A 24,711-nucleotide genomic window follows, 5' to 3' on the forward strand; every position below is an offset into this window, starting at 1 on the left:
GTTTTCGCTGTGCACCTCATCAATGGATAGGGCTCTCATCCAATATGAAGAAAATAATCAGTGACAGGCCAATAAGCACCAAGAAATTCTATGGGTTTACGCTCTACTTTAAAACCAGGGCTGCCGGTAATGGATATTCCGGTTCGTTCTTGATCAGCCAATCGTTTATACACGTAATAAATAAAGCCAAAGTGACATTGTAATCGGTGATATTATCGTTCCTAAAAGGATCGAGCTTGCTGCTACGCCGGCTGCTCGGTCATAGTATGACGCGAAAATATAAACATTAACGCCTGCTGGCATTGCCGCCAACAACACACCATATCGGGCTGTTTCAAGTGGCACATTCAGGCACCAGATCATCATCACATAAGCCAGCGCGGGATGAAGAACCAGCTTGAACCACGTCGCAAAAACCGCCTGTTTCCAGTTTTCCGTGAGTTTGAACTGTGTGAGCGCTCCACCGATTCCAAACAATGAAACCGGAACAACCGAAGACGCCATCATCGAGAAAAAAGCATCGGTAGGCTCATTCAATTCCAAGCCAGATAGAGAACCCAGAACTCCCGCGATGATACCCCAGATAAGCGGGTTTGAGGCAATTCGACGGGTAGCAACAATCAGCGTTTGATCAAGTGGCTTACCATCCCTGCGCAGGAGTTCCATCACCATCATGCCAACCGTCAGCAAAATGGCTCCATGCAAGCCAATTATCGAAAGAGTGACCGGTAGAGCTTCAACACCATAAGCCCGGGTCATTATGGGCAAGCCGATTAGAACCGTATTGGTGAACGTACCAGAAAATCCAATGGAAACGCTTTCTCCAGGACTCGATTTAAAATATTTTCGAGCCGCAAAACTACCAAGTACAAAACACGTTATCGCGGCAATGTAAAACGGAGCGATAATCTTGATGTTAAAAGCCGAACCGAAATCACTACTATTAATAGAATAAAAAAGCAGGCAAGGTGTGGCAAAATTATTAACGAATGAAATTAGACTATTAACGCCAGCGATGGGGAAAAATTTGAAACGTACAGCTAAATAACCGAAAATAATCAGCGCAAAAATAGGTGTAACAACGTTCGCAATCTCACTCATGAATAGCTGACTTTTCCCTTGCAGATTGCAGACACATTAATTCTGTTCACCATTCGCGCTGGAATTAAGCCAGAAAACGCACGAGGCCAATAGCCGCTTGGCTCAGATAAGTGTCCACTGTCGAATGGCTTGAGACATTTTTGAAGATTGAAGTTTGCGGATCGTTTTAATGGTTGATTTAAGCCGCTTTGGCGTGCTGGTTCAAGCGGCGTTGTCTGATCATTTTGCGTTGTGGCTGTCCTTATTGCGTGAAAGCGCCTTCTTGTAGGGAAGACGGTCAGGCAGACCGCGTGCTGCGCGCGAATAAAGACGATGCAATTGCCAGGCACGACGTGGTTCTCCCACCGAATAGACCGTCTCGTCGGCATATGCGGTTTTGAACACAGGCAGTGTTTCGGGGATGGCAGTATTGCCGGTTGACGCCATGGACGACGCTTCGCTTACAAAATGTGGTTTACCCAGCCTGATTTCGGCGGTGCCCTTCAAAGCGAGGTCACGCCGGTTAAGGACAAGTTTTCCCACTTGCGGGCAATGGGTCGTTTTTCCGGGAACGGCAAGGATTATAACGTCTGCAACGTTACAGGCTATGTCCTGCATGTCGTGCTCTGCCGTATAGGCCAGTGTTCGCCCATCGCGAAGTTCCACTGTGCAAAGCCCCTCCTCGCAAACGAATTCTCTTTTTGTATCGGTAGATTGTTCGGTTGCATTGCGGGGTGTTATGAAACGCTCGATAAGATAGGCCGTCTGCCAGTTCTGTATCGTGAATTTCGGCGGACGCTCACGGTTCAGTGCGAGAATGCCGTCCGCCATGCGAACACCCACGAGCTTCGCATCTTCGGAAATGATAATATCGGGAAATGGCTGGCTGATAAAGGCAAAGGTGCCCGCCACCACAAAAGGCAAAGCCAGCAGTTTCAATCGCGTCGTTAGAATGACCGCCAGGATCAGTGCAATGGTCCACAAGATCAGCGACGCGACTGGCATTGCACCCGGATTGCCGTCGGGTGACCACAGCGCGATAAAGGCTGCGATCTGCCGAACCACCCAGATGCCGACACCCATGATTTGCAGCGGTAGCCAGTCAAGACCAAGCGGCATCAGTACAAGGCTGAAGACTGCAAACGGCATGACGAGAATGGAAATTGCCGGAAGCGCCAGCACATTGCCGAGAAGCCCGAGCGGCGCGGTGTTGTTGAAATGATAGGCTGCAAATATGCCGCTGGCGAGACCCGCCACCAGCGAAGTAGCACCAGTCGCGATGGCCGGTGCGAAAAATCTTCTCATCCATCCCGCAGGCGCCGCCCGCCTTTCGTGACGCGACAGTTTTTCCGCGTTGCGCGCGCCCCACCAGGCATAGGCTGCGATCAGCGCAGCAGTTGCTGAAAACGACATCTGAAAACTCGGCCCCAGCACTTCATGCGGCGAGATGGCGATCATTGCCACCCCTGCGATTGCCAGATTGCGCATGCTGATCGCGGCGCGGTCGGCCAGAAGTGCGCAGAGCATGACGGCGATCATCACATAGCTGCGCTGTGCTGCGACATCTGCCCCGGACATGGCGAGATAGAAAGTGCAGCTCAACAGCGACAAAAACGCCGCATATTTCTTCACAGGATGGCGCGTACTGAAAGCTGGAAATAACGCAAAGGCTGAACGCAGACTTAGCATGACAACACCGGCTGCAAGCGCCATGTGCAGGCCGGAAATCGAAAGAATATGCGCCAGTCCGGCTTTTCTCAGATCTTCATTGGTTTCATCGCTGATGCCGCCGCGTGTCCCGGCAATCAACGCTGCGGCCACATTGCCGTCCTCGCCGCCAATCACTTCCTCCACCCGCTCAGAAACCTGGATGCGCAATAGCGCGATCCATGCGCTGAGCCGCGCCGACAGGTTTGTTTCTGGCGCAACTGGCGTTAATTTCGGTGTGCCGAGGAAAAAACCGTTCGCGCCGATACCTGTAAAATAGGCATGAAAGGAAAAATCGTAATTGCCGGGGCGCACCGGACCGGACGGCACGCGTAATCTGGCAAAGCCCGAAAGGCCGCTGCCGACCGTCGTCGTGGCCGGTATGTCGCGGGCGGTGATGCGAATGCGCTCCGGCACATATTTCAGCTTCGGGCGTTCAGTGTGCAGCACATCAAGCGTTACGCGCCAACTGCCATTGTCGCGATATTCCAGTGATGTGACACGGCCTGTTATGCGGGTTGAAATGTCTGAGCCGAGCATCGGCGTTGCACGGTGCTGCGTTTCCCATTTGCCTGCAATAATCCCCAGTTGAAATGCCAGTGCCAGTGTCAGCAATTGTGCGATCAGAAATTGTCGCCATACGAAAAACCTGATGATGATGATAGCCGATGTGATCGCCAGAACAGGCGTCCAGTCCGGTTCGAACGGCACGGCAAAATATAAAACTGCTCCGCAACCAGCCAGAACCGGCACCAGCAGAAAGAAAACACCTCGGGCGCGCTCAAGACTGAGCGCATCGTAAACAATAACCGTTAGCCCCAAAAGGCTGAGCTGCGCACGCTCACGCACAGAAAGAGGCGAATTGGTTATAATTTGTGGAAGCGAGCGTGCGTCAGTTTGCGGTGTCAGCCGCGCGTCGACAAGGCGTGAACGCATGAGATCGCCGGATATGCTTTTGACAAGCATCCGCTCACTGGCTGTCGCTGCCTCTCTCGTGCCCGTCATGCCCCCGCCTGACTGCAGATACCCTGCTGGCACGCAAAAGTGCCAAAACTCTTGCGCACATTGTTCTCTATGCTACATGAACGCCAGCTGAAATCGAGAAGATTCCGTCATCGAATCCTTTCCGCTCCTCAAGGCGGACATCAGAATTCAAGTTTGCGCAATCAGGTGGGCATTGTCGGCTCGCCAGCAGCGCATGACATAAGTGGAGCTATTATGCCCAAACCGGTCATTACCCGTTTTGCCCCCTCGCCCACGGGCTACCTTCATATCGGTGGCGCGCGCACGGCGCTGTTCAACTGGCTTTATGCCAAGCATAGTGGCGGCAAGATGCTGCTGCGCATCGAGGACACCGACCGCGAACGCTCAACGGATTCAGCAACCGCAGCCATTCTCGACGGACTGACATGGCTCGGCCTCGACTGGGATGGCGATGCGATTTCACAGTTCGAGCGCGCCCCGCGTCATCGTGAAGTCGCCGAACAGCTCGTCACGCTGGGTAAGGCCTATTATTGTTACACTACGCCGCAAGAGCTGGAAGCCATGCGTGAAAAAGCGCGCGCAGAAGGCCAGCCCCCACGCTATGACGGACGCTGGCGCGACCGTGATCCCTCGGAGGCCCCGGAAGGGGTGAAGCCGGTCATTCGAATCAAGGCACCCGTCGAGGGTGAAACCGTGGTGCGTGATGCAGTACAGGGCGATGTGCGTTTCCCGAACAAGGACCTTGATGATTTCATCATCCTTCGCTCCGATGGAACGCCTACCTATATGCATGCAGTCGTCGTTGATGATCACGATATGGGGGTGACGCATATCATTCGTGGTGACGATCATCTGACCAACGCTGCACGCCAGACTATCATCTATGACGCGATGGGCTGGGATGTGCCACAAATGTCTCACATCCCGCTGATCCATGGCGCAGACGGCGCGAAGCTCTCCAAGCGCCACGGCGCGCTCGGCGTCGATGCCTATCGCGCCATGGGTTATCTGCCTGAGGCGCTACGCAATTATCTCGTGCGTCTGGGATGGAGCCATGGCGACGATGAAATCATGTCTACCGAACAGATGGTGGAATGGTTTGACGTCAAGGATATCAATAAGGGCGCTGCCCGCTTCGATTTCCAGAAGCTTGAAGCCATCAACGGCCTTTATATGCGTTCGAGCGAAGACCAGACTTTGTTCGATGCGCTGATTGCAGTGTTGCCAGAAATCGAAGGCGGCGAGGAATTGGCCACAGCACTCGACGACAAGCGCCGTGCGCAGCTTCTCGCCGCCATGCCAGGGCTTAAAGATCGCGCCAAGACGCTGGTAGAGCTTGCAGACGGGGCAAAGTTTATCTTCGCCCCGCGCCCGCTGGCGCTGGACGAAAAAGCCGCTTCGATTCTCAATGAGGAAGGCCGCGCCGTTTTGAAATCTGTGCTGCCGCATCTGGAAGCCGCAAGTGAATGGACAGTCGACGCGCTCGATGCTGCAGCGCGTGCTTTTGCAGAATCGGCAGGGCTTAAGCTCGGTAAGGTGGCGCAGCCACTACGCGCAGCTCTCACGGGCCGTGCCACGTCACCCGGCGTATTCGATGTGCTTTTCGTGCTCGGACGCGACGAGGCTCTTGCACGTATTCGCGATCAAATCGGTTAAGTTGCGTTCGTTCACACTGACGTGACACACCACGCATAGTTTGTTCAAATTTCGCATTGCATCACATACGGTTTGCGATAGTTTGTCGGAAAATTTGCGTCGAAACGAGGGCATCCGGTCAGGATCGGGCACCCGAAAAAGATAAGAAATAAATTATAGCAGCGATTCAATTCTGCCGCCGGGGGCGGCAAACTGGACACGAAAGGAACTATAATGTCAGCAAAGACAGCTAGCTTTACTCTCGACGGCAACACTTTTGATCTGCCTGTACGACAAGGCACTGTCGGGCCGGACGTTGTGGAGATCGGTCCACTTTACAAGAATTCGAAGGCTTTTACCTATGATCCCGGTTTCACGTCGACGGCGTCATGCGAATCCAAGATCACCTATATCGACGGTGACGAGGGTATTCTTCTCTATCGCGGTTACCCGATCGACCAGCTGGCCGAAAACGGCGACTTCCTAGAAACCTGCTATCTGCTCCTTTATGGCGAACTGCCGACCGCGACACAGAAGGCTGATTTTGACTATCGCGTGACCCGCCACACGATGGTCCACGAGCAGATGACCAAGTTCTTCACCGGCTTCCGCCGTGATGCTCATCCGATGGCCGTCATCGTTGGCTGCGTGGGTGCCATGTCGGCCTTTTATCACGACTCGACCGATATTACCGATCCGCATCAGCGCATGGTGGCCTCCATTCGCCTGATCGCCAAGCTGCCGACCCTTGCAGCAATGGCCTATAAATATCATATCGGCCAGCCGTTCATGTATCCCAAGAACGACCTCGATTTTGCGTCGAACTTCCTGCATATGTGCTTTTCGGTGCCCTGCGAGGATTATAAGGTCAATCCGGTTCTGGCGCGTGCCATGGATCGCATTTTCATTCTGCATGCCGATCATGAGCAGAATGCCTCGACCTCCACGGTGCGTCTGGCTGGCTCGTCGGGCGCCAATCCCTTTGCCTGCATTGCAGCCGGTGTCGCCTGCCTCTGGGGTCCGGCGCATGGCGGTGCCAATGAAGCAGCGCTCAACATGCTCTCGGAAATCGGCTCGGTCGACCGTATCCCTGAATATATTGCGCGTGCCAAGGACAAGGACGATCCGTTCCGTCTGATGGGCTTTGGCCACCGCGTCTACAAGAACTATGATCCACGTGCCAAGATCATGCAGAAGACCACGCATGAAGTACTGGCCGAACTCGGCATCAAGGACGATCCGCTTCTCGACGTGGCGCTCGAACTGGAAAAGATCGCCCTGACGGACGAGTATTTCATCGAGAAGAAGCTTTATCCGAACATCGATTTCTATTCGGGTATTACGCTGAAGGCGCTCGGCTTCCCGACCGAAATGTTCACCGTGCTCTTCGCACTCGCCCGCACTGTCGGCTGGGTGGCGCAGTGGAAGGAAATGGTCGAAGACCCGGCACAGAAGATCGGTCGTCCGCGTCAGCTCTATACAGGTGCGGCAGAACGCGATTATATTCCGGTGGCAAAGCGCCGCTAATCCCGGAATACAGATTAAGCAAAAAGAAACCCCGGTGGCCATTTGGTCACCGGGGTTTCTTTTTATAGCGTTATATCTATCCGCTTATGTCATACGGAATGCTGCCTGCTCGTCGCGACGGCGCTGCACTTCGCGGCGCTTGTTGATGACAGAAGCGATAATCACTCCTGTGGTCACGAGCGCAATCAGGATCGTACAGATGGCGTTGATTTCAGGCGTCACGCCTAGACGAACCTGGGAATAAATCTTCATTGGCAGGGTTGTCGCGCCGGGGCCGGATGCGAAGCTTGCAATCACCAGATCATCAAGTGACAGCGTGAAAGCCAGCATCCAGCCTGAAATAACAGCAGGTAGAATGACTGGCAGTGTAATCTTCATGAAGGTCGTAACCGGTGGCGCGCCAAGGTCCATGGCCGCTTCTTCCAGTGAACGATCAAAGCTTACCAGACGAGACTGAACGACCACCGCCACAAAACACATCGAAAAAGTGATGTGTGCAAGTGTCACGGTCCAGAAACCACGGTCAAAATTCATCGCCACAAACAAAAGCAGCAGCGACAAACCTGTAATCACATCCGGCATGACCAGCGGTGCATAGACCATGCCCGAAAACAGCATCCGCCCGCGAAAGCGCGTGTAACGCGTCAGGGAGAGTGCTGCCAGCGTACCCAGCACGGTGGCAATCGTTGCTGACAGAAGTCCAACACGGATCGTCACCCACGCCGCATCCATCAGCGCCTGGTTCTGAAAAAGCTGAGCGTACCACCTTGTCGAGAACCCGGACCAGACGGTGACCAGGCGGGATTCGTTGAACGAATAGATGACGAGCAGAACAATCGGCAGATAGAGAAAGGCGAAACCCAGCGCAACCGACGCTATATTAAAACGGGACCAGTTATTCTGCATGGTCTATCTCCCCTTTTCCTGCGCTCTTGCCTGTACCTGCTGGAAGATCACAATCGGTACGATGAGCAACACCAGCAGCACCACCGCAACAGCAGATGACACCGGCCAGTCGCGATTGGAAAAGAATTCGCTCCAGATCGTCTTGCCGATCATAAGAGTTTCCGAGCCACCGAGAAGATCGGGAATGACGAACTCGCCGACCGCCGGAATAAACACCAGAAAACAACCGGCCAGAACGCCCGCCAGCGACAGCGGAAAGGTAATTTTCCAGAAGGCCGTAAAGGCCGTGCAGCCGAGATCTTGTGCAGCCTCGATCAGCGAGTAGTCCAACTTCTCGAGCGAGGAATAGATCGGCAGCACCATGAAAGGCAGATAGGAATAGACGATGCCGATAAATACCGCCGTGTCGGTGTGGAGGATATTGAGCGGCGTATCGATGATATTGAGCCACATCAGAAACTGATTGAGCAGCCCTTCGGGCTTGAGAATACCGATCCACGCATAGACGCGGATCAGGAACGATGTCCAGAATGGCAGGATCACGAGCATCAGCAGAGTAGCGCGAATCGTGGTCGGCGCACGTGCAATGCCATAGGCCATCGGGTAGGCGACGAGCAGCGTCAAAAACGTCGAAATAGCCGCGATACGGACACTCGAAAGATAGGCTTTATAGTAAAGTGGATCGTCGAGCAGCCACAGGTAATTATCCAGCGAAAGCTGTTTTACCTTCTCCCAGCTTTGGGCAACCCCGTCGGCCCAATCGAAAGTCGGCATATAGGGCGGGATCGACATCGCGACTTCCGAAAGCGATATCTTGAAGACAATGAAAAACGGAATCAGAAAGAAGACCAGCAGCCACAGATAGGGCACAGCAATGACGAGGCGGCTGGTAACAGAGGCAATCAGCTTATGCATGGCTTGCCCCTCCTCAGGCCGTCAGCACCAGACCGGCATCGGTGTCGAATGAGACCCAGACCCGTTCGTCATAGGTGAGCGGATTTTCGGTCTTGCGCACGGCATTGAGGCTTGCAGCTTTGATTGTGCGCCCATTATCGAGGCGCACGTGAAACACCGTCATATCACCGAAATACGCGATGTCCCACAACTCGCCCTCGACCGCATTGATGGAGGCTTCCTCGGGCTTTTCACGGCTGATGCGGGTCTTTTCGGGCCGCACCGCATACCAAACCTTTTGCCCGGGGCTGAGCGTTTCGCGTGTTTCGGTTTGAATATGAAAGCCGAACTTTTCCGTGGCGATTTCGGCCTCGCCTTCAAACGCCTTCACTACTTCGCCCTCGATGATATTCACATTGCCGATAAAGTCGGCGACAAATTTCGAGCGTGGTGCTTCATAGACTTCAGCCGGTGTTGCCACCTGCATGATGCGCCCCTTGTCCATGACCGCAATGCGATCGGACATGGTCATCGCCTCTTCCTGATCGTGGGTGACAACCATGAAAGTCATGCCGAGCTTGACCTGCAAGTCCATCAGCTCAAACTGCGTCTCTTCGCGTAGTTTCTTGTCGAGCGCGCCGAGCGGCTCGTCAAGCAACAGCACCTTTGGCCGTTTGGCGACCGCGCGTGCAAGTGCCACGCGCTGGCGCTGCCCGCCGGACAGCTGATGCGGCTTGCGCTTGCCGAATTTTTCGAGCTTTACAAGTTTCAGCATTTCGGCAACGCGATCATCCATTTCAGATTTGGCCATACCGTCCTGCTTGAGGCCAAAAGCGATATTCTTTTCAACTGTCATATGTGGGAACAGTGCATAAGACTGGAACATCATGTTGACTGGACGCTTGTAGGGCGGAATGCCGCGCAGATCCTGCCCATCAAGCGTAATACGTCCTGATGTAGGTTCTTCAAAGCCGGCCAGCATGCGCATCAGCGTTGTCTTGCCACAGCCGGACGCTCCCAGAAGCGAAAAGAATTCGCGGTTGAAAACATTGAGAGACAGATCATCGACGGCAGTAAAACCGTCGAATATTTTCGTCACGTTCTCGAATGAAATAAAGGGCTTGGCCGCCGGATCATTCCACGGCGCGAATTTGCGGCGAAAACTGCCAAAAGATTCCATATCGTTCCCCTATCGACCTGTCAGGAACCTGACCAAGACCAGAATTGCTATTTCAAGACGTAGAGCGGCCCGCCTGTATGAACAGTGAGCCGCTCTTGAAGTTTTCGACGGAAATATCCGTCGCGGCTCACAAGCCGTCTTATTATCTCAATATTACTGGCCTGTGACGATCTTGGTCCACGCGCGCGTGACGACGCGCTGGGTCTTCTGGTCATAGGGAGTGGGCACGAACAGTTTCTTCATGACTTCTTCGCTCGGATAGATTTCCGGGTCATCGAGAATTTCCTTGTTGAGGAATTCCTGCGAAGCCTCGTTTCCATTGGCGTAAAAGACATAGTCGGATGCCTTGGCTGCCACTTCCGGGCGCATGATGTAGTTCATGAACTCAAGCGCTTCCGGCACATGCTTGGCGTCGGCAGGGATCGCCATCTGGTCGAACCAGATCAGTGCGCCTTCCTTGGGGATGGAATAGCCGACCTCGACGCCGTGATTGGCTTTTTCGGCACGGTCGCGGGCCTGAAAAATATCGCCCGAATAGCCGATGGCCATACAGATATCGCCATTCGCCAGCGCATTGATATATTCCGATGAATGGAATTTCCGGATATTGGGACGTACTTTCAGGTAAAGCTCTTGCGCTTTTTCCAGATCGGCGGGAGATGGGGAATTCGGATCGAGACCCAGATAATTCAGCGCTGGACGCAGCATTTCACTGGCCGAGTCGAGCAGATAAATGCCGCAGCCTTTGAGCTTTTCTGACTTTTCCGGGTCAAACAGGACATCCCAGGAATCGATTGTGTCAGTGCCGAGCGCTTCCTTGATCTTGGCCTTGTTATAGCCAATGCCGGTGGTGCCCCACATATAATTGACTGAATATTCGTTACCCGGATCATAGGTCTCGGCACGGGTTGAGATTTCGTCCCACATGTTTTTGAGATTGGGCAGCTTGTCCTTGTCGAGTTTCAGGAAGACACCCGCCGGTATCTGGCGACCGAGAAATTCACCCGAAGGCACAACGAGATCGTAGCCGCTGCCACCAGCCAGAAGCTTGGTTTCAAGAATTTCGTTGGAATCATAGACGTCATAGACAACCTTGATCCCGGTTTCCTTGGTGAAATCCTTTAAGATGGAATCGTCGATATAATCCGACCAGTTATAGATGTTAACAACCCGCTCCTGCGCGCTCGCGGGGAAGACGGCAGCGGCCAAAAGTGTCGTCGTCAGAAGGAAGGATTTCATCCTCATCGCGTGCTCCATTGCGCACATCATTTTGCGTGCGGTTTCAGGGGTCAAAATATTCTTCCACCTTTTTAGATTGTGTGGCTCTCGTCAACAGGCGGATGACACGACAAACACAAAAATATGGAGCAACTACTGAAAATCAAACGCGGACAGTCCCGCCACCATCTCGTCAAGCCCGAGCGGACGCGTCAGCGGCGGCTCGGCGCGGGTGATGCAGCCCTGCCGCTCGCAAAGCCTGCAGGCGGGACCGATTTCAATGGCTGCCGCTTTTCCCGCTCCATAGACCGTGTCACCAGCGGCTTCCATAGCGCAACCCAAAAGGATAGCCGTGCGGCGTGGACGCTCGCCAAATGCACCTTGCGGTCCTTCCAATGTGCGCGAAACCGTCAGGAAAGCCGAGCCATCGGGAAACACAACCGGCTCGGCCAATACCTGTCCCGCTTGCGCGAAGGCCGAATAAACGGCGAGTTTCGGGCATTGCCCGCCAAAACGCTGCGGAAAGCCCTGCGCGCCTGCTAGGCGCAGACGATTGCCCGCATGGTCGACTTCCATCAAGAAAAATGGCACGGCACTCTCCCCCGGTCGTTGCAAGGTGGTGAGCCGGTTTGCTGCCTGCTGAAACGACACGCCAAAACGCGAACGCAGCACATCGATATCATAATGCACACGCACCGCCGCATCGCGAAAGGCGCGATAGGGCATCATCAAAGCCTGCGCCGCATAACGGGCAAGTTCAAAACGCGCAATACGCCGCGCTTCGCTTGTTGATAGCTTTAGACCTTCCACTTCAGCGCCGATCACCACCTGCATGCGTATCAGCACCGCCTCGATCGCGATTTCCTGCATCTGATCATAGGGCGACAGCCGTTCGGAAATGAAAAGTCGTTGCGAATGCCGGTCATAGCGCCTGCGCCAGTTGGGCATGCTTGCCACCGGCAACGTGCGCACCACAATGCCATGCTCGCGCTTCATCCACTCCCGCAAGGCGGTGGGCAGATCGCCCTCCGGCTTTAAAAGCGCATAAAAACTGTCCGCCTCCTCCTCAATCCGCGCATAATGATTGCTGCGCCGCGCCATCCCGTCCCGCACCTCATCAAGTGGTAACCGCGTTGCGGAAAGTTGCGCTTCACCGCCTTCATGGCTGAGCAATTGCGACAGGTCCGTGAGGCGTTGCTGCTGCTCCCGATAGGCGCGATAAAGTTTTACCATACCGGTGGCAGCGTTGGGAGCCGCCTCGCCCACCTCGATCAATTCCTGATCACCCGGCAATTCTCCGGCTAATAAAGGGTCGGAAAAAACTTCCTTGAGGTTGGCAATGCTTGTCCCGCTCTCGGCCTGAAGACTGTTCAGATCGAGTGTGTAAGTACTCGCCAGTTTTAACAAAAGCTGAACGGTCAGCGGGCGTTGGTTGCGTTCGATGAGGTTGAGATAGGACGGCGAAATGCCAAGCCCCTCGGCCATCGCCGTCTGGGTCAGTCCGCGCTCGTTGCGAATGCGCCGGATGCGCGGGCCCGCGAAAAGCTTTCGTTCACTCATCTGATCCTCCCAAATCAACCTTCCGCAATCGAACACACATTTTACAAACCATGACAAAGTTATTGCGGTGGAATATTTTACAAACTTTACAATTTTACATGCTGTATTAGTAAAGGGTTTGACAGTATTTCCCTTATTATCGCGTTATTTTTCGGCTTTTTCTAGCAGCTTCTTTGCTGTTCTGTAAATTATGTCACAGACAGAGCGGCCAATCAGTACTGCTCTCTAACGCTTTAATAATCGCATTACGCACGAGGAGGCACTGATATGACAGATTTTTACAGCCTTATTCCTTCCGCGCCCAAGGGCCGCTTTGATGGTATCGAGCGCCCGCATACGGCTGAAGACGTCAAAAGGCTGCGCGGCTCGGTGGATATCCGCTATTCGCTGGCCGAAATGGGGGCCAACCGTCTGTGGAAGCTTATCCACGACGAGGATTTTGTGAATGCGCTCGGTGCCTTGTCGGGCAATCAGGCTATGCAGATGGTCCGCGCAGGCCTCAAGGCGATCTATCTCTCGGGCTGGCAGGTGGCGGCGGATGCCAATACGGCGTCAGCCATGTATCCCGACCAGTCGCTTTATCCGGCCAATGCGGCACCGGAACTGGCCAAACGTATCAACAAGACGCTGCAACGCGCCGACCAGATCGAAACCGCCGAGGGCAACGGGCTTTCAGTCGACACTTGGTTTGCTCCCATCGTTGCCGATGCGGAAGCAGGCTTTGGCGGGCCGCTCAATGCGTTCGAGATCATGAAGGCGTTCATCGAGGCGGGCGCTGCTGGTGTCCATTATGAAGACCAGCTCGCATCCGAGAAGAAGTGCGGCCATCTCGGCGGCAAGGTTCTGATCCCGACGGCTGCGCATATCCGCAATCTCAATGCAGCGCGTCTGGCAGCCGATGTGATGGGCACAGCAACGCTGGTCATCGCGCGAACCGATGCAGAAGCCGCCAAGCTTTTGACCTCGGATATTGACGAGCGCGACCAGCCCTTTGTCGATTATGACGCGGGCCGGACTGCGGAAGGCTTTTATCAGGTGAAAAACGGCATCGAGCCCTGCATTGCGCGTGCGATTGCCTATGCGCCCTATTGCGATCTGATCTGGATGGAGACTTCCAAGCCCGATCTCGAACAGGCGCGTCGTTTTGCCGATGCCGTGCACAAGGCGCATCCGGGCAAGCTTCTGGCCTACAATTGCTCGCCATCGTTCAACTGGAAAAAGAATCTCGATGACGCGACGATTGCCAAATTCCAGCATGAGCTGGGGACCATGGGCTACAAGTTCCAGTTCATCACGCTGGCGGGCTTCCATCAGCTCAACCACGGTATGTTCGAGCTGGCACGTGGCTATAAAGACCGGCAGATGGCCGCCTATTCCGAGTTGCAACAGGCGGAATTCGCGTCCGAAGTCAATGGTTATACGGCAACGAAACACCAGCGTGAGGTCGGCACCGGCTATTTCGATGCCGTGTCGCTGGCCATTACCGGAGGTAAGTCTTCGACGACCGCCATGCGTGAATCAACCGAAACCGCGCAGTTCAGACCCGCTGCCGAGTAGCGACAGCGCGCACTCAAGGAGGATATGTCATGAATTCACCCGCACGAGTCAAGGAAAGAGCGGAAGAACAGTCTTCCGCCATGTCGAGCGACCAGCAAAATATTATTCGCATGCTGGCCAACGATCTGCATCGCCTCAATTATACCGTCATGAAAGCGGTCGATGCTGGCGTGTCGGTCGAGCTGATCCGCTCCGCTCGTCATCATGGCGGCAACGGTAACTGGGGCGACTTGCTGATTCCGGTCGTCGTTACGCAGGACAAGTGAGACTTCAAGATGTCGCCGCGCTGGTTCCCAGGCGGCGGCATCATGCGAGCCTGTCTTTTCTGACCGTGGCGCTGGCGCGATGAAGACGCCATAATCCAGAATATTAAAGCATTTTTAGTTGATTTTCATCCGGATTTTAAGTGCGCCCATGCCTGTTCAAACCCTCATAGACGAGATCGCCAGTACCGCCGGTATCGACCAGCAGGTGGCAGAACGTGCCGCCGGAATAGTCCTCTCAATCATCCTCCATGAAGCGCCGGAACATGCACAACGTTTTTTTGTAAAGCTTTCAGGTGCAGATGCACTTGCAGCCGCCAACGATGTCATGGCTCCACAGCAACTGGTCAATGAAGGTGCGTTGGGGGTTTTTTCCGGTGTGCTTGGCCACTTTGCCGGTGAAAAGGCTGAGGCTTTGGTAAGTGGCCTTGTCGCTCTCGAAAAAAACGGGCTGACGTTCGAGCAGCTCCATCATGCAGGTACAATCGTCATCCGGCATCTTCGTGAAATAGAGCCAAACCTTACTGAGGAGCTGCTTGATCATGTTCCTGGACTGAGAAAGCATTTCGGCGGATAGGTTGACGCGATATTATTCGCCCTGAAAAAAGACCCATGCCCCCTTTGTCAAAGCTGCGCGGCGCAGCTATCATGCAGATATCTTAATAATAGTCTGGTGATGGATGTCTGCTGATACGACGGAGAAAAAGGTTACGCGAGCGCCGCGTCGCCGTACGCCGAGTTATGTCAAGGCGCTGCGTGGTGTGAAAAATTGGAAACAGGCCACCGAATGGCTGGCCTGGCGCGATATCGAAGACATCGAATGCATCACCCCCGATCAGGCAGGTGTGGCGCGCGGCAAGATGATGCCGTCTAAAAAATTCACCTCCAATACCTCGCTGGCGCTTCCTTCCGCCGTTTTCATGGCGACGATTTCCGGCGAATACCCCGAAGATGGCTATGGTTTCCACTATCCGGCAGATGACGGTGATCTGCGGCTTTTACCGGACCTCTCCACACTTTCGGCGGTGCCGTGGGAATCTGATGCCACAGCGCAGGTGATCTGCGATCTCGTCTATCAGGACGGACGCGCGGTGGAATTCACGCCGCGCAATGTGCTGCGTCGCGTGGTCGCCGCCTTTAACAGGCGCGGTTTGAAGCCGGTCGTCGCCCCCGAAATCGAGTTCTATCTGGTGCGCAAGAACCCCGATCCCGATTATCCGCTGACCCCGCCGGTCGGTCGCTCCGGCCGCGCCATTGGCGGCGGGCAAGGCTATTCGATCGCAGGTGTCAATGAATTCGATGAATTGATAGATGACATCTACCATTTTTCCGAAGGTCAAGGTCTGGAAATCGACACGCTGATCCACGAGGAAGGGGCTGCACAGCTTGAAATAAACCTGCGCCACGGCGATCCGGTCGAACTTGCCGATCAGGTCTTTATGTTCAAGCGAACCATTCGTGAAGCAGCACTCAAGCACGACATGTATGCGACCTTTATGGCAAAGCCCATTCAGGGCCAGCCCGGCTCGGCTATGCATATTCACCAATCCGTCGTCGATAAGAAAACGGGACAGAACATCTTTACCAATGAGGATGGCAGCGAAAGCGAGGCTTTTCGCCATTTTCTCGGTGGCATGCAAAAACATGTGCCGAATGCATTGGTGATGTTTGCACCCTATGTAAATTCCTATCGCCGCCTGACCCCGGATGCATCTGCACCTGTTAACGTCAAATGGGGCTATGACAATCGCACCACGGCATTTCGTGTGCCGCGCTCGTCGCCCGATGCGCGACGTGTTGAAAACCGCATTCCATCCTCTGACGCCAACCCCTATCTGGCGCTGGCGGCGTCACTTGCCTGTGGCCTGATCGGGCTTATCAATAAGCTTGAGGCTGAGGAACCGGCAACAACAAGCGTCAACACCAAGGAGATCGAATTGCCGCGCGGGCTGATCGATGCGGTGGAGCTATTCGAGGAAGACACGGAACTCGGCAATATGCTCGGCAGTTCGTTTGTTACCACCTATGCCGCCATCAAGCGCGCCGAATTTGAAACTTTCATGGAAGTCATCAGCCCCTGGGAACGCGAGTTCCTGCTGCTCAACGTTTGATCGGCTGCAAATGCCATACCAGTCACCCATTTCTCCGGGCTATTCGTGGTACGAAGCCAGTGTTTCCGTACGACCGCAGTATCCCGAACTTGACGGCGCGCAACAGGCTGATGTCGCCGTCATCGGTGGCGGCTATACGGGTTTGTCAGCCGCCTATCATTTGGCGCGGCAGGGTGCGGATGTGATCCTGATTGATGCGGCGCGCTTCGGTGATGGCGCATCGGGCCGCAACGGCGGACAGCTTGGTACCGGCCAGCGCACATGGGCTGAAGACCTTGAGAAGCAATATGGTTTTGCGCGGGCCAAGGCGCTGTTTGATGTTGCAGACGAGGCCAAAGCGCATATGCTTGCCTTTGCCAAAGAGCACACTATCGATATGGACTATGTGCCTGGGCAGATTTCCGCCGTCCATAAACCGCGCTATCTGAAAGCCTATCAGGATCACGCGCAAGCGATGGCGGCGCGTTTCAATTATCCGCATATACGCTTTGTCGAGCAGGCCGAAATGGCGTCCCTTTTAGGCTCCAGCCGCTATCACGGGGGCGTTTATGATGCGGGTACTGGGCACATTCATCCGCTGAAACTGCTAGTTGGTACGGCAAAGGCGGCGCAGGCCGCAGGCGCACGGCTGTTCGAGAATACCAAAGCGACAAAAATCTCCACGGCGAGCGGTCGCGTGGAAATTCAAACCCCGCGCGGTACGATCACCGCCCGCCATACCTTTCTTGCCGTCAATGCGCATGGCGGCGATCTCGAGCCCACAAGTGCTTCGCACGTCATGCCAATCCGGTCCTTCATCGGGGTAACTGTGCCGCTTGGTGATGACAGTTCCGTCATACCGGGCGGGGAATCGGTGGATGATTCACGCTTCGTCGTGCGCTATTTCCGTCGCTCCAAGGATGGCCGTTTGCTGTTTGGCGGACGTGAGGCGTATACGGCGGACAACCCGCGTGACATCAGCACGCATATCCGGCGCCAGATCGCGGAAATCTATCCGGCACTTGAGAACGTCGAGATCACCCATGCATGGGGCGGTTCGGTCGGCATCACCATGCCGCGCCAGCCTTTTGTACGCGAGGTGATGCCCGGCGTCATTTCCGCTGGCGGTTATTCGGGCCACGGCGTGATGCTGGCCAATTTCATGGGTAGGCTATACGCCGAGGCCATTTCCGGCAAGCGCGACAAGCTGAAACTGTTCGAGGAGCTGCACATTCCAGCCTTCCCCGGCGGTCGCACCCTGCGCGCACCGCTGCTGTTTCTGGCCCTGTCGTGGTATGCGCTTAAAGACCGGCTGTAAAAAGCATACCCCTCGTTTTTTCAGCGCGGAAAACGCTGATTCTCCTCCAGCACATTGAGGTCCATGTGATTGCGCATATAGCGCTCGGACGCTTTTTGCAGGGGCTGATAATCCCATGGATAATAGGCGCCGTTGCGAAGTGCCGGATAGACCACATGCCGCCGCGCCTGGCTTGCGCGCACATCGGCGTCATATCGATCGAGATTCCAGCGGGCTTCCGCTTTGCGCGTAAGATCGTGTAGTATTGTCTGATAAGCGGGCGACCCTGCCAGATTGCGCAGTTCGGCCGCATCATCATCGAGATTGAACAATTGCGGCGGGTCGGCACGGCAAAGGTTCAGCTTCCATGGCCCTTCGCGCATGGAAACCATGGGCGCAATCGTGCCTTCGGCCGCATATTCGATTGGGACGGCACCACGTGTCTCATTACCTGATGCAACGCCCCTCAGCGAAACCCCGTCCGTCCAAGGCATGATGCCCATAAGATCGATGCCTGCCAGATCGGCTAGCGTCGGCAGCACGTCGAGCGTCGAAACCGGCGTATCGACACGACCAGCGGGCAATTGCGGGGCGGAAATCATCAGAGGCACCCTTGCTGCACCCTCAAAGAAGCTCATCTTGAACCACAATCCACGCTCGCCCAGCATGTCGCCATGATCGGAGGTGAAGACAACAATCGTATCTTGGGCCATGTTGCAGCGCTCGATCACATCGAGCAATTGCCCGATCTTTTCATCGACATAGGAGATATTGGCGAAATAGGCCTGTCGCGCTGCCCTCACCTGCTCGCGGGTCAGATCATAATCCTCCGCCTTGCAGGCACGCAAAAGGCGTTCGCTGTGCGGGTCGATTTCCGTTTCCGCCAAGGGTCCGATCTTTGGATCGAGTTCGGGAATATCGGCATAAAGATCGAAAAAGCGTTTGCGCGCCACATAAGGGTCGTGCGGATGGGTAAAACTCACCGTCAGACACCATGGCCTTTCGTCATGGCTGCGCGCCAGATCGTAAAGCTTGGCTTCGGCCTGATAGGCCACCTCATCGTCATATTCGAGCTGGTTGGTGATTTCGGCCGAGCCAGCATCCGTAATGGAGCCGAGATTATGATACCACCAGTCGATGCGTTCACCGGGCTTACGATAATCCGGCGTCCAGCCGAAATCGGCCGGATAAATATCGGTGGTCAGACGCTGCTCGAACCCATGCAACTGGTCGGGGCCGACAAAATGCATCTTGCCCGAAAGCGCGGTCTGGTAGCCGCCATTACGCAAATGATGGGCGTAGGTCGGAATTTCCGATGAAAACTCGGCCGCATTGTCATAGACGCCGGTGCGAAACGGCAACTGCCCCGACATGAACGAGGCACGCGCGGGGGCACAAAGCGGGCTTGGCGTATAGCAATTTGCAAAGCGTGACGAACGCTCAGCCAGCGCACGCAAATGCGGCACATGCAAAAACTGCGCGGGACCGTCGGGGAAGAACGTTCCGTTCAACTGATCGACCATGAGAATGAGGATATTCGGCTTTTTCATTTGTGCGAACCGTTCTAGATATGTGAAACGCAAAGCGGCGGGCGCTAAAGCACCCGCCTTTAAACACAGAATAGCGTGTGATCAGAGGCCGAGACTGGCCTTGACGGCCTCAGTGCCCGGTTCACCCTTGAAGGTGGTGACGCCTTCAAGCCATGTGTCGATCTGCGTGGGATTTGCCTTCAGCCATTGCCTGGCTGCATCCGGTCCTTCTGTCCCGTCATTCAGGATCTTGTCCATCAGTGCATTCTCGATATCGACGCTGAACACCAGATTCTTGAAAAATGTCGCGGCATTTGGACACTCGGCAGCCCAGCCGGTGCGCGCCAAAGTAAACACTTCCGCCCCGCCAAAATTCGGCCCGAAATAATCATCGCCGCCGGTCAGATATTCAATATTGAGCTTGGTGTTCATGGGATGCGGCGCCCAGGCGAGAAACACAACCCAATTCTTGTCCTTATTCTTACGCTCGACCTGCGCCAGCATCGCCTGCTCGCTCGATTCAACGATCTTCCAGCCATCAAGCTTGAATTTTTCATCGGCAATGATTTTTTCGATGTTCTGGTTAGCGGGCGCTCCGGGTTCGATACCATAGATCTGTTTGCTGAACTTGTCCGCATGGGCACCAAGATCGGCAAAATCCTTCACGCCTTCGTTTGCCACATAATCAGGCACCGCCAGCGTGAACTTCGCACCTTCGAGATTCTTCACAATCACTTCGGCGGCCTCGGCTTGATCGAGATCGTCACGGAATTTTTGCTGCGCAGGCATCCAGTTGCCAAGAAATACGTCGGTATTACCGCTTTTGAGCGCTTCATAGCCAATCGGCACCGACATGGTCTTCACATCAGCCTTATAGCCAAGCCCGTTTAACAATACGCTGGCAATGGCATTGGTGGAGGTGATGTCGGTCCAGCCCGGATCGGACAAGCGGATGGTTTGGCATGCAGCCGGATCGGCGGCGAAGGCCGCGCCATTCAATGCCGTGAAAGCGGTAAGTGCCAAAGCGGTCAATTTCAGATAGTGCATGGAGTATCCCCTCTTCGATTCATGTATTGCATTCCCCGCCGAGATCAGAGAACCATTATGGCTCCCTATTGTTTATCAGGAAAGCCCCATTCAGGCTAAGAGAAAAGCTGGTTTTTTTTCGGCACCGGTGAGCACGGTGCATCAAACTAGGAAAATCTGGGACTACTCCACGAGTCCCAGAATTGGTCCGAAACCGCCATGCCAAGAGAAATCGTTGCGCCCAAGTGCGGGTTCATAGATGCCAGCACCCTGCCCACCGTCAAGAAAGAGTGCGTTCGGGCATTTCAGGTGGTCGCGAAATAATCGTGCGAAATCATGAAAGTTGACCGGGTCTTCGCTAATCGCGATATGAACTGCGCCCTTTTCGCAGATACCAATGCCGCTGCGCCGGGTACGATCTTTCGATCCGACGATAAAAGCAGGATGAAACTTATTGGCGATCACCAGCATCGGACCCGACTGGGTTGCAAATTGCACCTTGGGGCGTTCTTTCAGGAATGTCTCGGTTGTCAGGATGCCTGCCTGCTTTTCCCCCACGAAGAAGACACCGTTCGGCTTCTTGTAGAAATTCGGCACCGGACCTTTCGCGCCATCGGATTTGCCTGTGTCAGCGGGACGCAATTCCTGTCCATCCTCGATATAGAGTCCCAGCGGCGAAAAATCTTCACGATACATTCCGGCATTGATTGCGAAAACAAGCCGCTGCCCTTCTTCTATTACGGATTTGGCAAGCCTTGAAAAATAACGGTAAGGCTTGCCATCCGCATTCTGCCAGAACAGGCGCAACGTGCCTTTTCCCTCTTCCGGCGTGCACAGAATATAGCTTGTGCCCTCAAAGGTGATCGGCTTGCAGGCTCCAGCTGAAGCACTTTGTGGTGCTGAGAAAACCGCGGCCGCCATCATGACCAGAGTAGAGAGGCTATACTTTAGGGAAATGGTCACCCGGTCGTCCTTCGCTTCTTCTTTTGTCCACAAATGGATTGGCAGCAGTTCGAATGCAAACCCTTATCGCCCACGGGCGAATCTGCCTATAATACCGCATGTCCATCCGTCTTCTCAACGAAACCATTATCAACCAGATCGCGGCCGGCGAGGTCATCGAACGACCTGCCAGTGTGATCAAGGAACTAGTCGAAAATGCCATCGACGCAGGCGCCACGCGTATCGAGGTGGTGACAGGCGGTGGCGGCAAGACGCTTTTGCGCGTGACCGATAATGGTTCGGGTATTCCCGCCGATGAGTTGCCGCTTGCCGTCGCGCGCCATTGTACCTCCAAGCTTCAAGACGATGTGCACGATATCCGAGCCCTGGGCTTTCGTGGTGAGGCCTTGCCTTCGATCGGTTCGGTTGCAAAACTCACACTTAAATCTAGAACGCCTGATGCGGAGTCTGGTTTCGAGATTTTGGTGGAGGGCGGACGGTTGCTTGGGCCCCGTCCGGCGGCGCTTAATCGTGGCACCATTGCGGAAGTGCGCGATCTTTTTTATGTCACGCCCGCGCGGCTCAAATTCATGAAGACCGACCGTGCTGAAGCTTCGGCGATCACCGATATGCTCAAGCGCATCGCCATCGCCTTCCCGCATATCCGCTTTTCGCTTGCAGGCACCGACCGCATACCGCTGGAATTACCAGCGACAGGCCATGGGGCAGACGCGACGCTGGAACGCATCGGGCAGATACTGGGAAAGGACTTCACCCAGAACTCACTGGCAATTGATGCAGAGCGTGACGGTGTCAGGCTCGCCGGTTTCGTCGGTATACCGTCCTATAATCGCGGCAATGCCCAGCATCAGTTTGCCTATATCAACGGACGGCCTGTGCGTGACAAGCAGCTCTTCGGTGCGTTGCGTGGTGCCTATGCCGATGTCATTGCGCGCGACCGCCACCCCGTAGCCGTTCTTTTTCTTAACCTTGATCCGGCCCTTGTCGACGTCAATGTGCATCCGGCAAAGGCCGATGTCCGCTTTCGCGATCCGGGCCTCATCCGTGGACTTATCGTCGGTGCCATCAAGCAGGCCCTGGCACTCTCGGGCATTCGTCCGGCAACCAGAGGCGCGGAGGCGATGCTGCAGGCGTTTAGCGCCCAGAGCACGCAACCGCACACGGCTTCTGCCGGATATACATCGCAGAACTGGCGCTCTGCCACGCAAGTGAGCCCACGTAGCGAATGGTCGCCTGAGACCGCGCATCCTGCGCACAGGCCGCTTGATTTTCCGGCTGGTCCTTCTTTCCATGAAGATGGGCAGTCAACGATAGCAGAAGTCGATATGCCTGCCGCCGATGCACGTGGGTGGCTCGAAGACGCACCTGTCGAATTGCAGCAAAAGCCACTTGGTGCAGCACGCGCGCAAATCCACGAAAATTATATCGTCTCGCAGACACAGGATAGTCTGGTCATCGTCGACCAACATGCAGCCCACGAGCGACTGGTCTATGAGGCATTTAAAAATGCGCTGCATTCACGCCCCATCCCCGGGCAGATGCTGCTCATCCCCGAAATCGTTGATCTGCCGGAAGAAGATGCCGAGCGACTGGCAAGCCACGCAGAGACGCTCGCGCGGTTCGGCCTTGGTATTGAACAATTCGGCCCCGGTGCTATCGCTGTGCGTGAGACGCCTGCCATGCTTGGCGAGATGAACGCGCAGCAATTGATCCGTGATCTCGCCGATGAAATCGCTGAGCACGACACATCGGACGGTTTGAAAGCCATGCTGCATCATGTTGCGGCCACCATGGCCTGCCATGGGTCGGTCCGGTCGGGCCGCAGGCTTAAACCGGAAGAAATGAATGCGCTGCTGCGCGACATGGAAGCGACACCCGGTTCCGGCACGTGCAATCACGGTCGCCCGACCTATATCGAACTCAAACTCAGCGATATAGAAAGGCTTTTCGGCAGACGTTGAAAGGTTTGCGGGCTGGACGCGGGAAGTGGTGCTTGCTAAAGTCCTGCGCAAAGGTTTTACGCATATGAACAGATTTGAATCACCCCATTCTTCCTCGCAAGCTGTCCTGCGCTATCTCGACGGCGATTATGAGATCGTCAAGCACGGCTCCTTTGTGACCTGTGCCGTGACGGGCGCGCCCATTGCGCTTGATGAACTGCGTTACTGGAGCGTGGCGCGACAGGAAGCCTATGCGTCGGGGCTGATTTCATTCGAACGCGAGCTTGAGCTCAACCCAGATCTGCGCAGCCGCAAGAAAGGCTGAATATTCAGCCGTGCGAACGTGATTTAAAGCGTTCGATCGTGGCGTCGAGAATATTTGTGAGCGCGTCCGGGCGAGAAAATTCAAGACTGACATCAAGAACCGCGAGACGTGCCAGAAACGCTTCCGGCACGCCAAGCATCGTTTTAAGCCGGACGTGGTCCTTCGCGGTAGTAATCATTCCGAGGTTCTGTTTCTGCGCTGTCTGCATCAGATCGCGCAATTCGTCGGGCTGAAAGCTGTGATGGTCGGGAAAGGAACGCGTGACCACAATCTCTCCTCCGGCATCGCGAAGACTTGCATAAAACTTGTCCGGATTGCCGATTCCTGCAAAGGCTAACCAGCGATTACCGTGAAGTGATGCGGTTGATGAGGCAGTCAGCACGGCTTCATAGATCGGTCGACCGGCCCGTGCCGCCTGCCTGATCACGAAATCCGCACCACTTCCCTTGCCGATGCGCAAAAGCGCGTCGGTCTTGCGCATCTGGTCAGTCAGTGGCGCGCGCAATGGACCCGCCGGAACCACCTTGCCATTGCCGATGCCGCGCGTTGAATCCACCACCAGAAGCGAAAAATCGGCATGAAGCCGCGCGCTCTGGAAGCCGTCATCCATAATGATGAAATCGCAATCGAAGGAGCGTAGGTGTTGCGCCGCCATGAAGCGGTCCGGTGACAGCACCACGGATGCGTGACGGGCCAACAACAAGGGTTCGTCACCGACACGGCGCGCGCTATCGTGATCGGGGTCGACGACATGAAGTCCCTTGTAGCTGCCGCCATAGCCGCGTGAAACGATGCCGGGCTTGAGGCCTCGCGCTTTGGCCGCATCGGCGAATGCAATGGCTGTCGGCGTCTTACCCGCCCCTCCCACGGTGAAATTGCCGATGCAAAGAACGGGTGCCGCGACTTTCGGCGGCGCGGCGCGGACCAACCTTCGTCCTGCAATCGCGCCGTAGATCCAAGCCGCAGGTGCCAGCGACAAAGCGCGCCAGTCAGGCTTGTCCCACCAAAAGGGCGGCGCTTCGCTGACCAT

General features: G+C 55.1%; 20 protein-coding genes. 9 read left to right on the forward strand and 11 right to left on the reverse strand.

Features of this window, described 5'->3' with window-relative positions; genetic code table 11:
- Positions 1–165: 165 nt before the first annotated feature.
- On the reverse strand, positions 166–1,101 hold the full coding sequence (locus tag AAIB41_RS14730; RefSeq protein ID WP_343316029.1) for an AEC family transporter: 936 nt from the start codon (positions 1,099–1,101) through the stop codon (positions 166–168).
- A 219-nt stretch (positions 1,102–1,320) separates the two neighbouring features.
- On the reverse strand, positions 1,321–3,792 hold the full coding sequence (locus AAIB41_RS14735) for a ComEC/Rec2 family competence protein (RefSeq protein ID WP_343316030.1): 2,472 nt from the start codon (positions 3,790–3,792) through the stop codon (positions 1,321–1,323).
- A gap of 213 nt (positions 3,793–4,005) precedes the next feature.
- Here AAIB41_RS14735 and gltX point away from each other — a divergent pair, with 213 nt between their 5' ends.
- Together gltX and gltA are read left to right on the forward strand one after the other, a co-directional pair.
- Positions 4,006–5,427 carry a glutamate--tRNA ligase gene (gene gltX, locus AAIB41_RS14740; protein ID WP_343316031.1) on the forward strand — a complete coding sequence of 474 codons (1,422 nt, stop codon included), beginning with the start codon at positions 4,006–4,008 and terminating at the stop codon, positions 5,425–5,427.
- Between the two features lie 213 nt (positions 5,428–5,640).
- A complete protein-coding gene (gltA, locus tag AAIB41_RS14745) occupies positions 5,641–6,933 on the forward strand; it encodes a citrate synthase (protein WP_343316032.1) in 1,293 nt (430 codons plus the stop codon).
- Between the two features lie 84 nt (positions 6,934–7,017).
- Here gltA and AAIB41_RS14750 read toward each other — a convergent pair whose 3' ends face one another.
- The 5 genes from AAIB41_RS14750 to AAIB41_RS14770 form a co-directional block, all read right to left on the reverse strand.
- A complete protein-coding gene (locus AAIB41_RS14750) occupies positions 7,018–7,839 on the reverse strand; it encodes an ABC transporter permease subunit (protein ID WP_343316033.1) in 822 nt (273 codons plus the stop codon).
- Between the two features lie 3 nt (positions 7,840–7,842).
- Complete coding sequence (locus tag AAIB41_RS14755; RefSeq protein WP_343316034.1) at positions 7,843–8,754, reverse strand: ABC transporter permease subunit; 912 nt, start codon at positions 8,752–8,754, stop codon at positions 7,843–7,845.
- Positions 8,755–8,767: 13 nt separating this feature from the next.
- The gene (locus tag AAIB41_RS14760; protein ID WP_343316035.1) at positions 8,768–9,913 is read right to left on the reverse strand and encodes an ABC transporter ATP-binding protein; all 1,146 of its coding nucleotides are present in this window, start codon (positions 9,911–9,913) and stop codon (positions 8,768–8,770) included.
- 153 nt (positions 9,914–10,066) lie between these two features.
- Complete coding sequence (locus tag AAIB41_RS14765; protein ID WP_343316036.1) at positions 10,067–11,158, reverse strand: polyamine ABC transporter substrate-binding protein; 1,092 nt, start codon at positions 11,156–11,158, stop codon at positions 10,067–10,069.
- A 126-nt stretch (positions 11,159–11,284) separates the two neighbouring features.
- Positions 11,285–12,691, reverse strand: coding sequence for a short-chain fatty acyl-CoA regulator family protein (locus tag AAIB41_RS14770; protein ID WP_343316037.1), 1,407 nt, complete (start codon positions 12,689–12,691; stop codon positions 11,285–11,287).
- Positions 12,692–12,958: 267 nt separating this feature from the next.
- Here AAIB41_RS14770 and aceA point away from each other — a divergent pair, with 267 nt between their 5' ends.
- From aceA to AAIB41_RS14795, 5 genes are all read left to right on the forward strand, one after another.
- Entirely contained in the window at positions 12,959–14,248 is a 1,290-nt protein-coding gene (gene aceA, locus AAIB41_RS14775; protein WP_343316038.1) for an isocitrate lyase, read from the forward strand.
- A gap of 29 nt (positions 14,249–14,277) precedes the next feature.
- A complete protein-coding gene (locus tag AAIB41_RS14780) occupies positions 14,278–14,514 on the forward strand; it encodes a hypothetical protein (protein WP_343316039.1) in 237 nt (78 codons plus the stop codon).
- Between the two features lie 148 nt (positions 14,515–14,662).
- On the forward strand, positions 14,663–15,088 hold the full coding sequence (locus tag AAIB41_RS14785; RefSeq protein ID WP_343316040.1) for a hypothetical protein: 426 nt from the start codon (positions 14,663–14,665) through the stop codon (positions 15,086–15,088).
- Positions 15,089–15,191: 103 nt separating this feature from the next.
- The gene (locus AAIB41_RS14790) at positions 15,192–16,622 is read left to right on the forward strand and encodes a glutamine synthetase family protein (RefSeq protein WP_343316041.1); all 1,431 of its coding nucleotides are present in this window, start codon (positions 15,192–15,194) and stop codon (positions 16,620–16,622) included.
- A gap of 10 nt (positions 16,623–16,632) precedes the next feature.
- Positions 16,633–17,919 carry an FAD-binding oxidoreductase gene (locus AAIB41_RS14795; RefSeq protein WP_343316042.1) on the forward strand — a complete coding sequence of 429 codons (1,287 nt, stop codon included), beginning with the start codon at positions 16,633–16,635 and terminating at the stop codon, positions 17,917–17,919.
- 20 nt (positions 17,920–17,939) lie between these two features.
- On the opposite strand, the gene betC is transcribed toward AAIB41_RS14795, so the two are convergent.
- The 3 genes from betC to AAIB41_RS14810 all read right to left on the reverse strand — a co-directional run bounded on the left by betC (position 17,940) and on the right by AAIB41_RS14810 (position 21,374).
- Positions 17,940–19,448 carry a choline-sulfatase gene (betC, locus tag AAIB41_RS14800; protein WP_343316043.1) on the reverse strand — a complete coding sequence of 503 codons (1,509 nt, stop codon included), beginning with the start codon at positions 19,446–19,448 and terminating at the stop codon, positions 17,940–17,942.
- Positions 19,449–19,529: 81 nt separating this feature from the next.
- Positions 19,530–20,474, reverse strand: a complete 945-nt coding sequence (gene choX / locus AAIB41_RS14805; RefSeq protein ID WP_343316044.1) for a choline ABC transporter substrate-binding protein — start codon at positions 20,472–20,474, stop codon at positions 19,530–19,532.
- 162 nt (positions 20,475–20,636) lie between these two features.
- Entirely contained in the window at positions 20,637–21,374 is a 738-nt protein-coding gene (locus AAIB41_RS14810) for a phosphodiester glycosidase family protein (RefSeq protein WP_343316086.1), read from the reverse strand.
- A gap of 140 nt (positions 21,375–21,514) precedes the next feature.
- Between AAIB41_RS14810 and mutL the strand changes: the two genes are divergently transcribed.
- Together mutL and AAIB41_RS14820 are read left to right on the forward strand one after the other, a co-directional pair.
- The gene (gene mutL, locus AAIB41_RS14815; protein WP_343316046.1) at positions 21,515–23,377 is read left to right on the forward strand and encodes a DNA mismatch repair endonuclease MutL; all 1,863 of its coding nucleotides are present in this window, start codon (positions 21,515–21,517) and stop codon (positions 23,375–23,377) included.
- A gap of 64 nt (positions 23,378–23,441) precedes the next feature.
- Complete coding sequence (locus tag AAIB41_RS14820; protein WP_343316047.1) at positions 23,442–23,681, forward strand: DUF2093 domain-containing protein; 240 nt, start codon at positions 23,442–23,444, stop codon at positions 23,679–23,681.
- Between the two features lie 4 nt (positions 23,682–23,685).
- Here AAIB41_RS14820 and lpxK read toward each other — a convergent pair whose 3' ends face one another.
- Positions 23,686–24,711 carry a tetraacyldisaccharide 4'-kinase gene (gene lpxK, locus AAIB41_RS14825; protein ID WP_343316048.1) on the reverse strand — a complete coding sequence of 342 codons (1,026 nt, stop codon included), beginning with the start codon at positions 24,709–24,711 and terminating at the stop codon, positions 23,686–23,688.

Source organism: Brucella sp. BE17 (assembly GCF_039545455.1).
Classification (GTDB): Bacteria; Pseudomonadota; Alphaproteobacteria; order Rhizobiales; family Rhizobiaceae; genus Brucella.

What these genes read in the sequence shown, in the direction of transcription:
- AAIB41_RS14730 (WP_343316029.1), bottom strand. Translation starts at nt 1,101, where the DNA reads ATGAGTGAGATTGCGAACGTTGTTACACCTATTTTTGCGCTGATTATT.
- AAIB41_RS14735 (WP_343316030.1), bottom strand. Translation starts at nt 3,792, where the DNA reads ATGACGGGCACGAGAGAGGCAGCGACAGCCAGTGAGCGGATGCTTGTC.
- gltX (WP_343316031.1), top strand. Translation starts at nt 4,006, where the DNA reads ATGCCCAAACCGGTCATTACCCGTTTTGCCCCCTCGCCCACGGGCTAC.
- gltA (WP_343316032.1), top strand. Translation starts at nt 5,641, where the DNA reads ATGTCAGCAAAGACAGCTAGCTTTACTCTCGACGGCAACACTTTTGAT.
- AAIB41_RS14750 (WP_343316033.1), bottom strand. Translation starts at nt 7,839, where the DNA reads ATGCAGAATAACTGGTCCCGTTTTAATATAGCGTCGGTTGCGCTGGGT.
- AAIB41_RS14755 (WP_343316034.1), bottom strand. Translation starts at nt 8,754, where the DNA reads ATGCATAAGCTGATTGCCTCTGTTACCAGCCGCCTCGTCATTGCTGTG.
- AAIB41_RS14760 (WP_343316035.1), bottom strand. Translation starts at nt 9,913, where the DNA reads ATGGAATCTTTTGGCAGTTTTCGCCGCAAATTCGCGCCGTGGAATGAT.
- AAIB41_RS14765 (WP_343316036.1), bottom strand. Translation starts at nt 11,158, where the DNA reads ATGAGGATGAAATCCTTCCTTCTGACGACGACACTTTTGGCCGCTGCC.
- AAIB41_RS14770 (WP_343316037.1), bottom strand. Translation starts at nt 12,691, where the DNA reads ATGAGTGAACGAAAGCTTTTCGCGGGCCCGCGCATCCGGCGCATTCGC.
- aceA (WP_343316038.1), top strand. Translation starts at nt 12,959, where the DNA reads ATGACAGATTTTTACAGCCTTATTCCTTCCGCGCCCAAGGGCCGCTTT.
- AAIB41_RS14780 (WP_343316039.1), top strand. Translation starts at nt 14,278, where the DNA reads ATGAATTCACCCGCACGAGTCAAGGAAAGAGCGGAAGAACAGTCTTCC.
- AAIB41_RS14785 (WP_343316040.1), top strand. Translation starts at nt 14,663, where the DNA reads ATGCCTGTTCAAACCCTCATAGACGAGATCGCCAGTACCGCCGGTATC.
- AAIB41_RS14790 (WP_343316041.1), top strand. Translation starts at nt 15,192, where the DNA reads ATGTCTGCTGATACGACGGAGAAAAAGGTTACGCGAGCGCCGCGTCGC.
- AAIB41_RS14795 (WP_343316042.1), top strand. Translation starts at nt 16,633, where the DNA reads ATGCCATACCAGTCACCCATTTCTCCGGGCTATTCGTGGTACGAAGCC.
- betC (WP_343316043.1), bottom strand. Translation starts at nt 19,448, where the DNA reads ATGAAAAAGCCGAATATCCTCATTCTCATGGTCGATCAGTTGAACGGA.
- choX (WP_343316044.1), bottom strand. Translation starts at nt 20,474, where the DNA reads ATGCACTATCTGAAATTGACCGCTTTGGCACTTACCGCTTTCACGGCA.
- AAIB41_RS14810 (WP_343316086.1), bottom strand. Translation starts at nt 21,374, where the DNA reads ATGGCGGCCGCGGTTTTCTCAGCACCACAAAGTGCTTCAGCTGGAGCC.
- mutL (WP_343316046.1), top strand. Translation starts at nt 21,515, where the DNA reads ATGTCCATCCGTCTTCTCAACGAAACCATTATCAACCAGATCGCGGCC.
- AAIB41_RS14820 (WP_343316047.1), top strand. Translation starts at nt 23,442, where the DNA reads ATGAACAGATTTGAATCACCCCATTCTTCCTCGCAAGCTGTCCTGCGC.
- lpxK (WP_343316048.1), bottom strand. Translation starts at nt 24,711, where the DNA reads ATGGTCAGCGAAGCGCCGCCCTTTTGGTGGGACAAGCCTGACTGGCGC.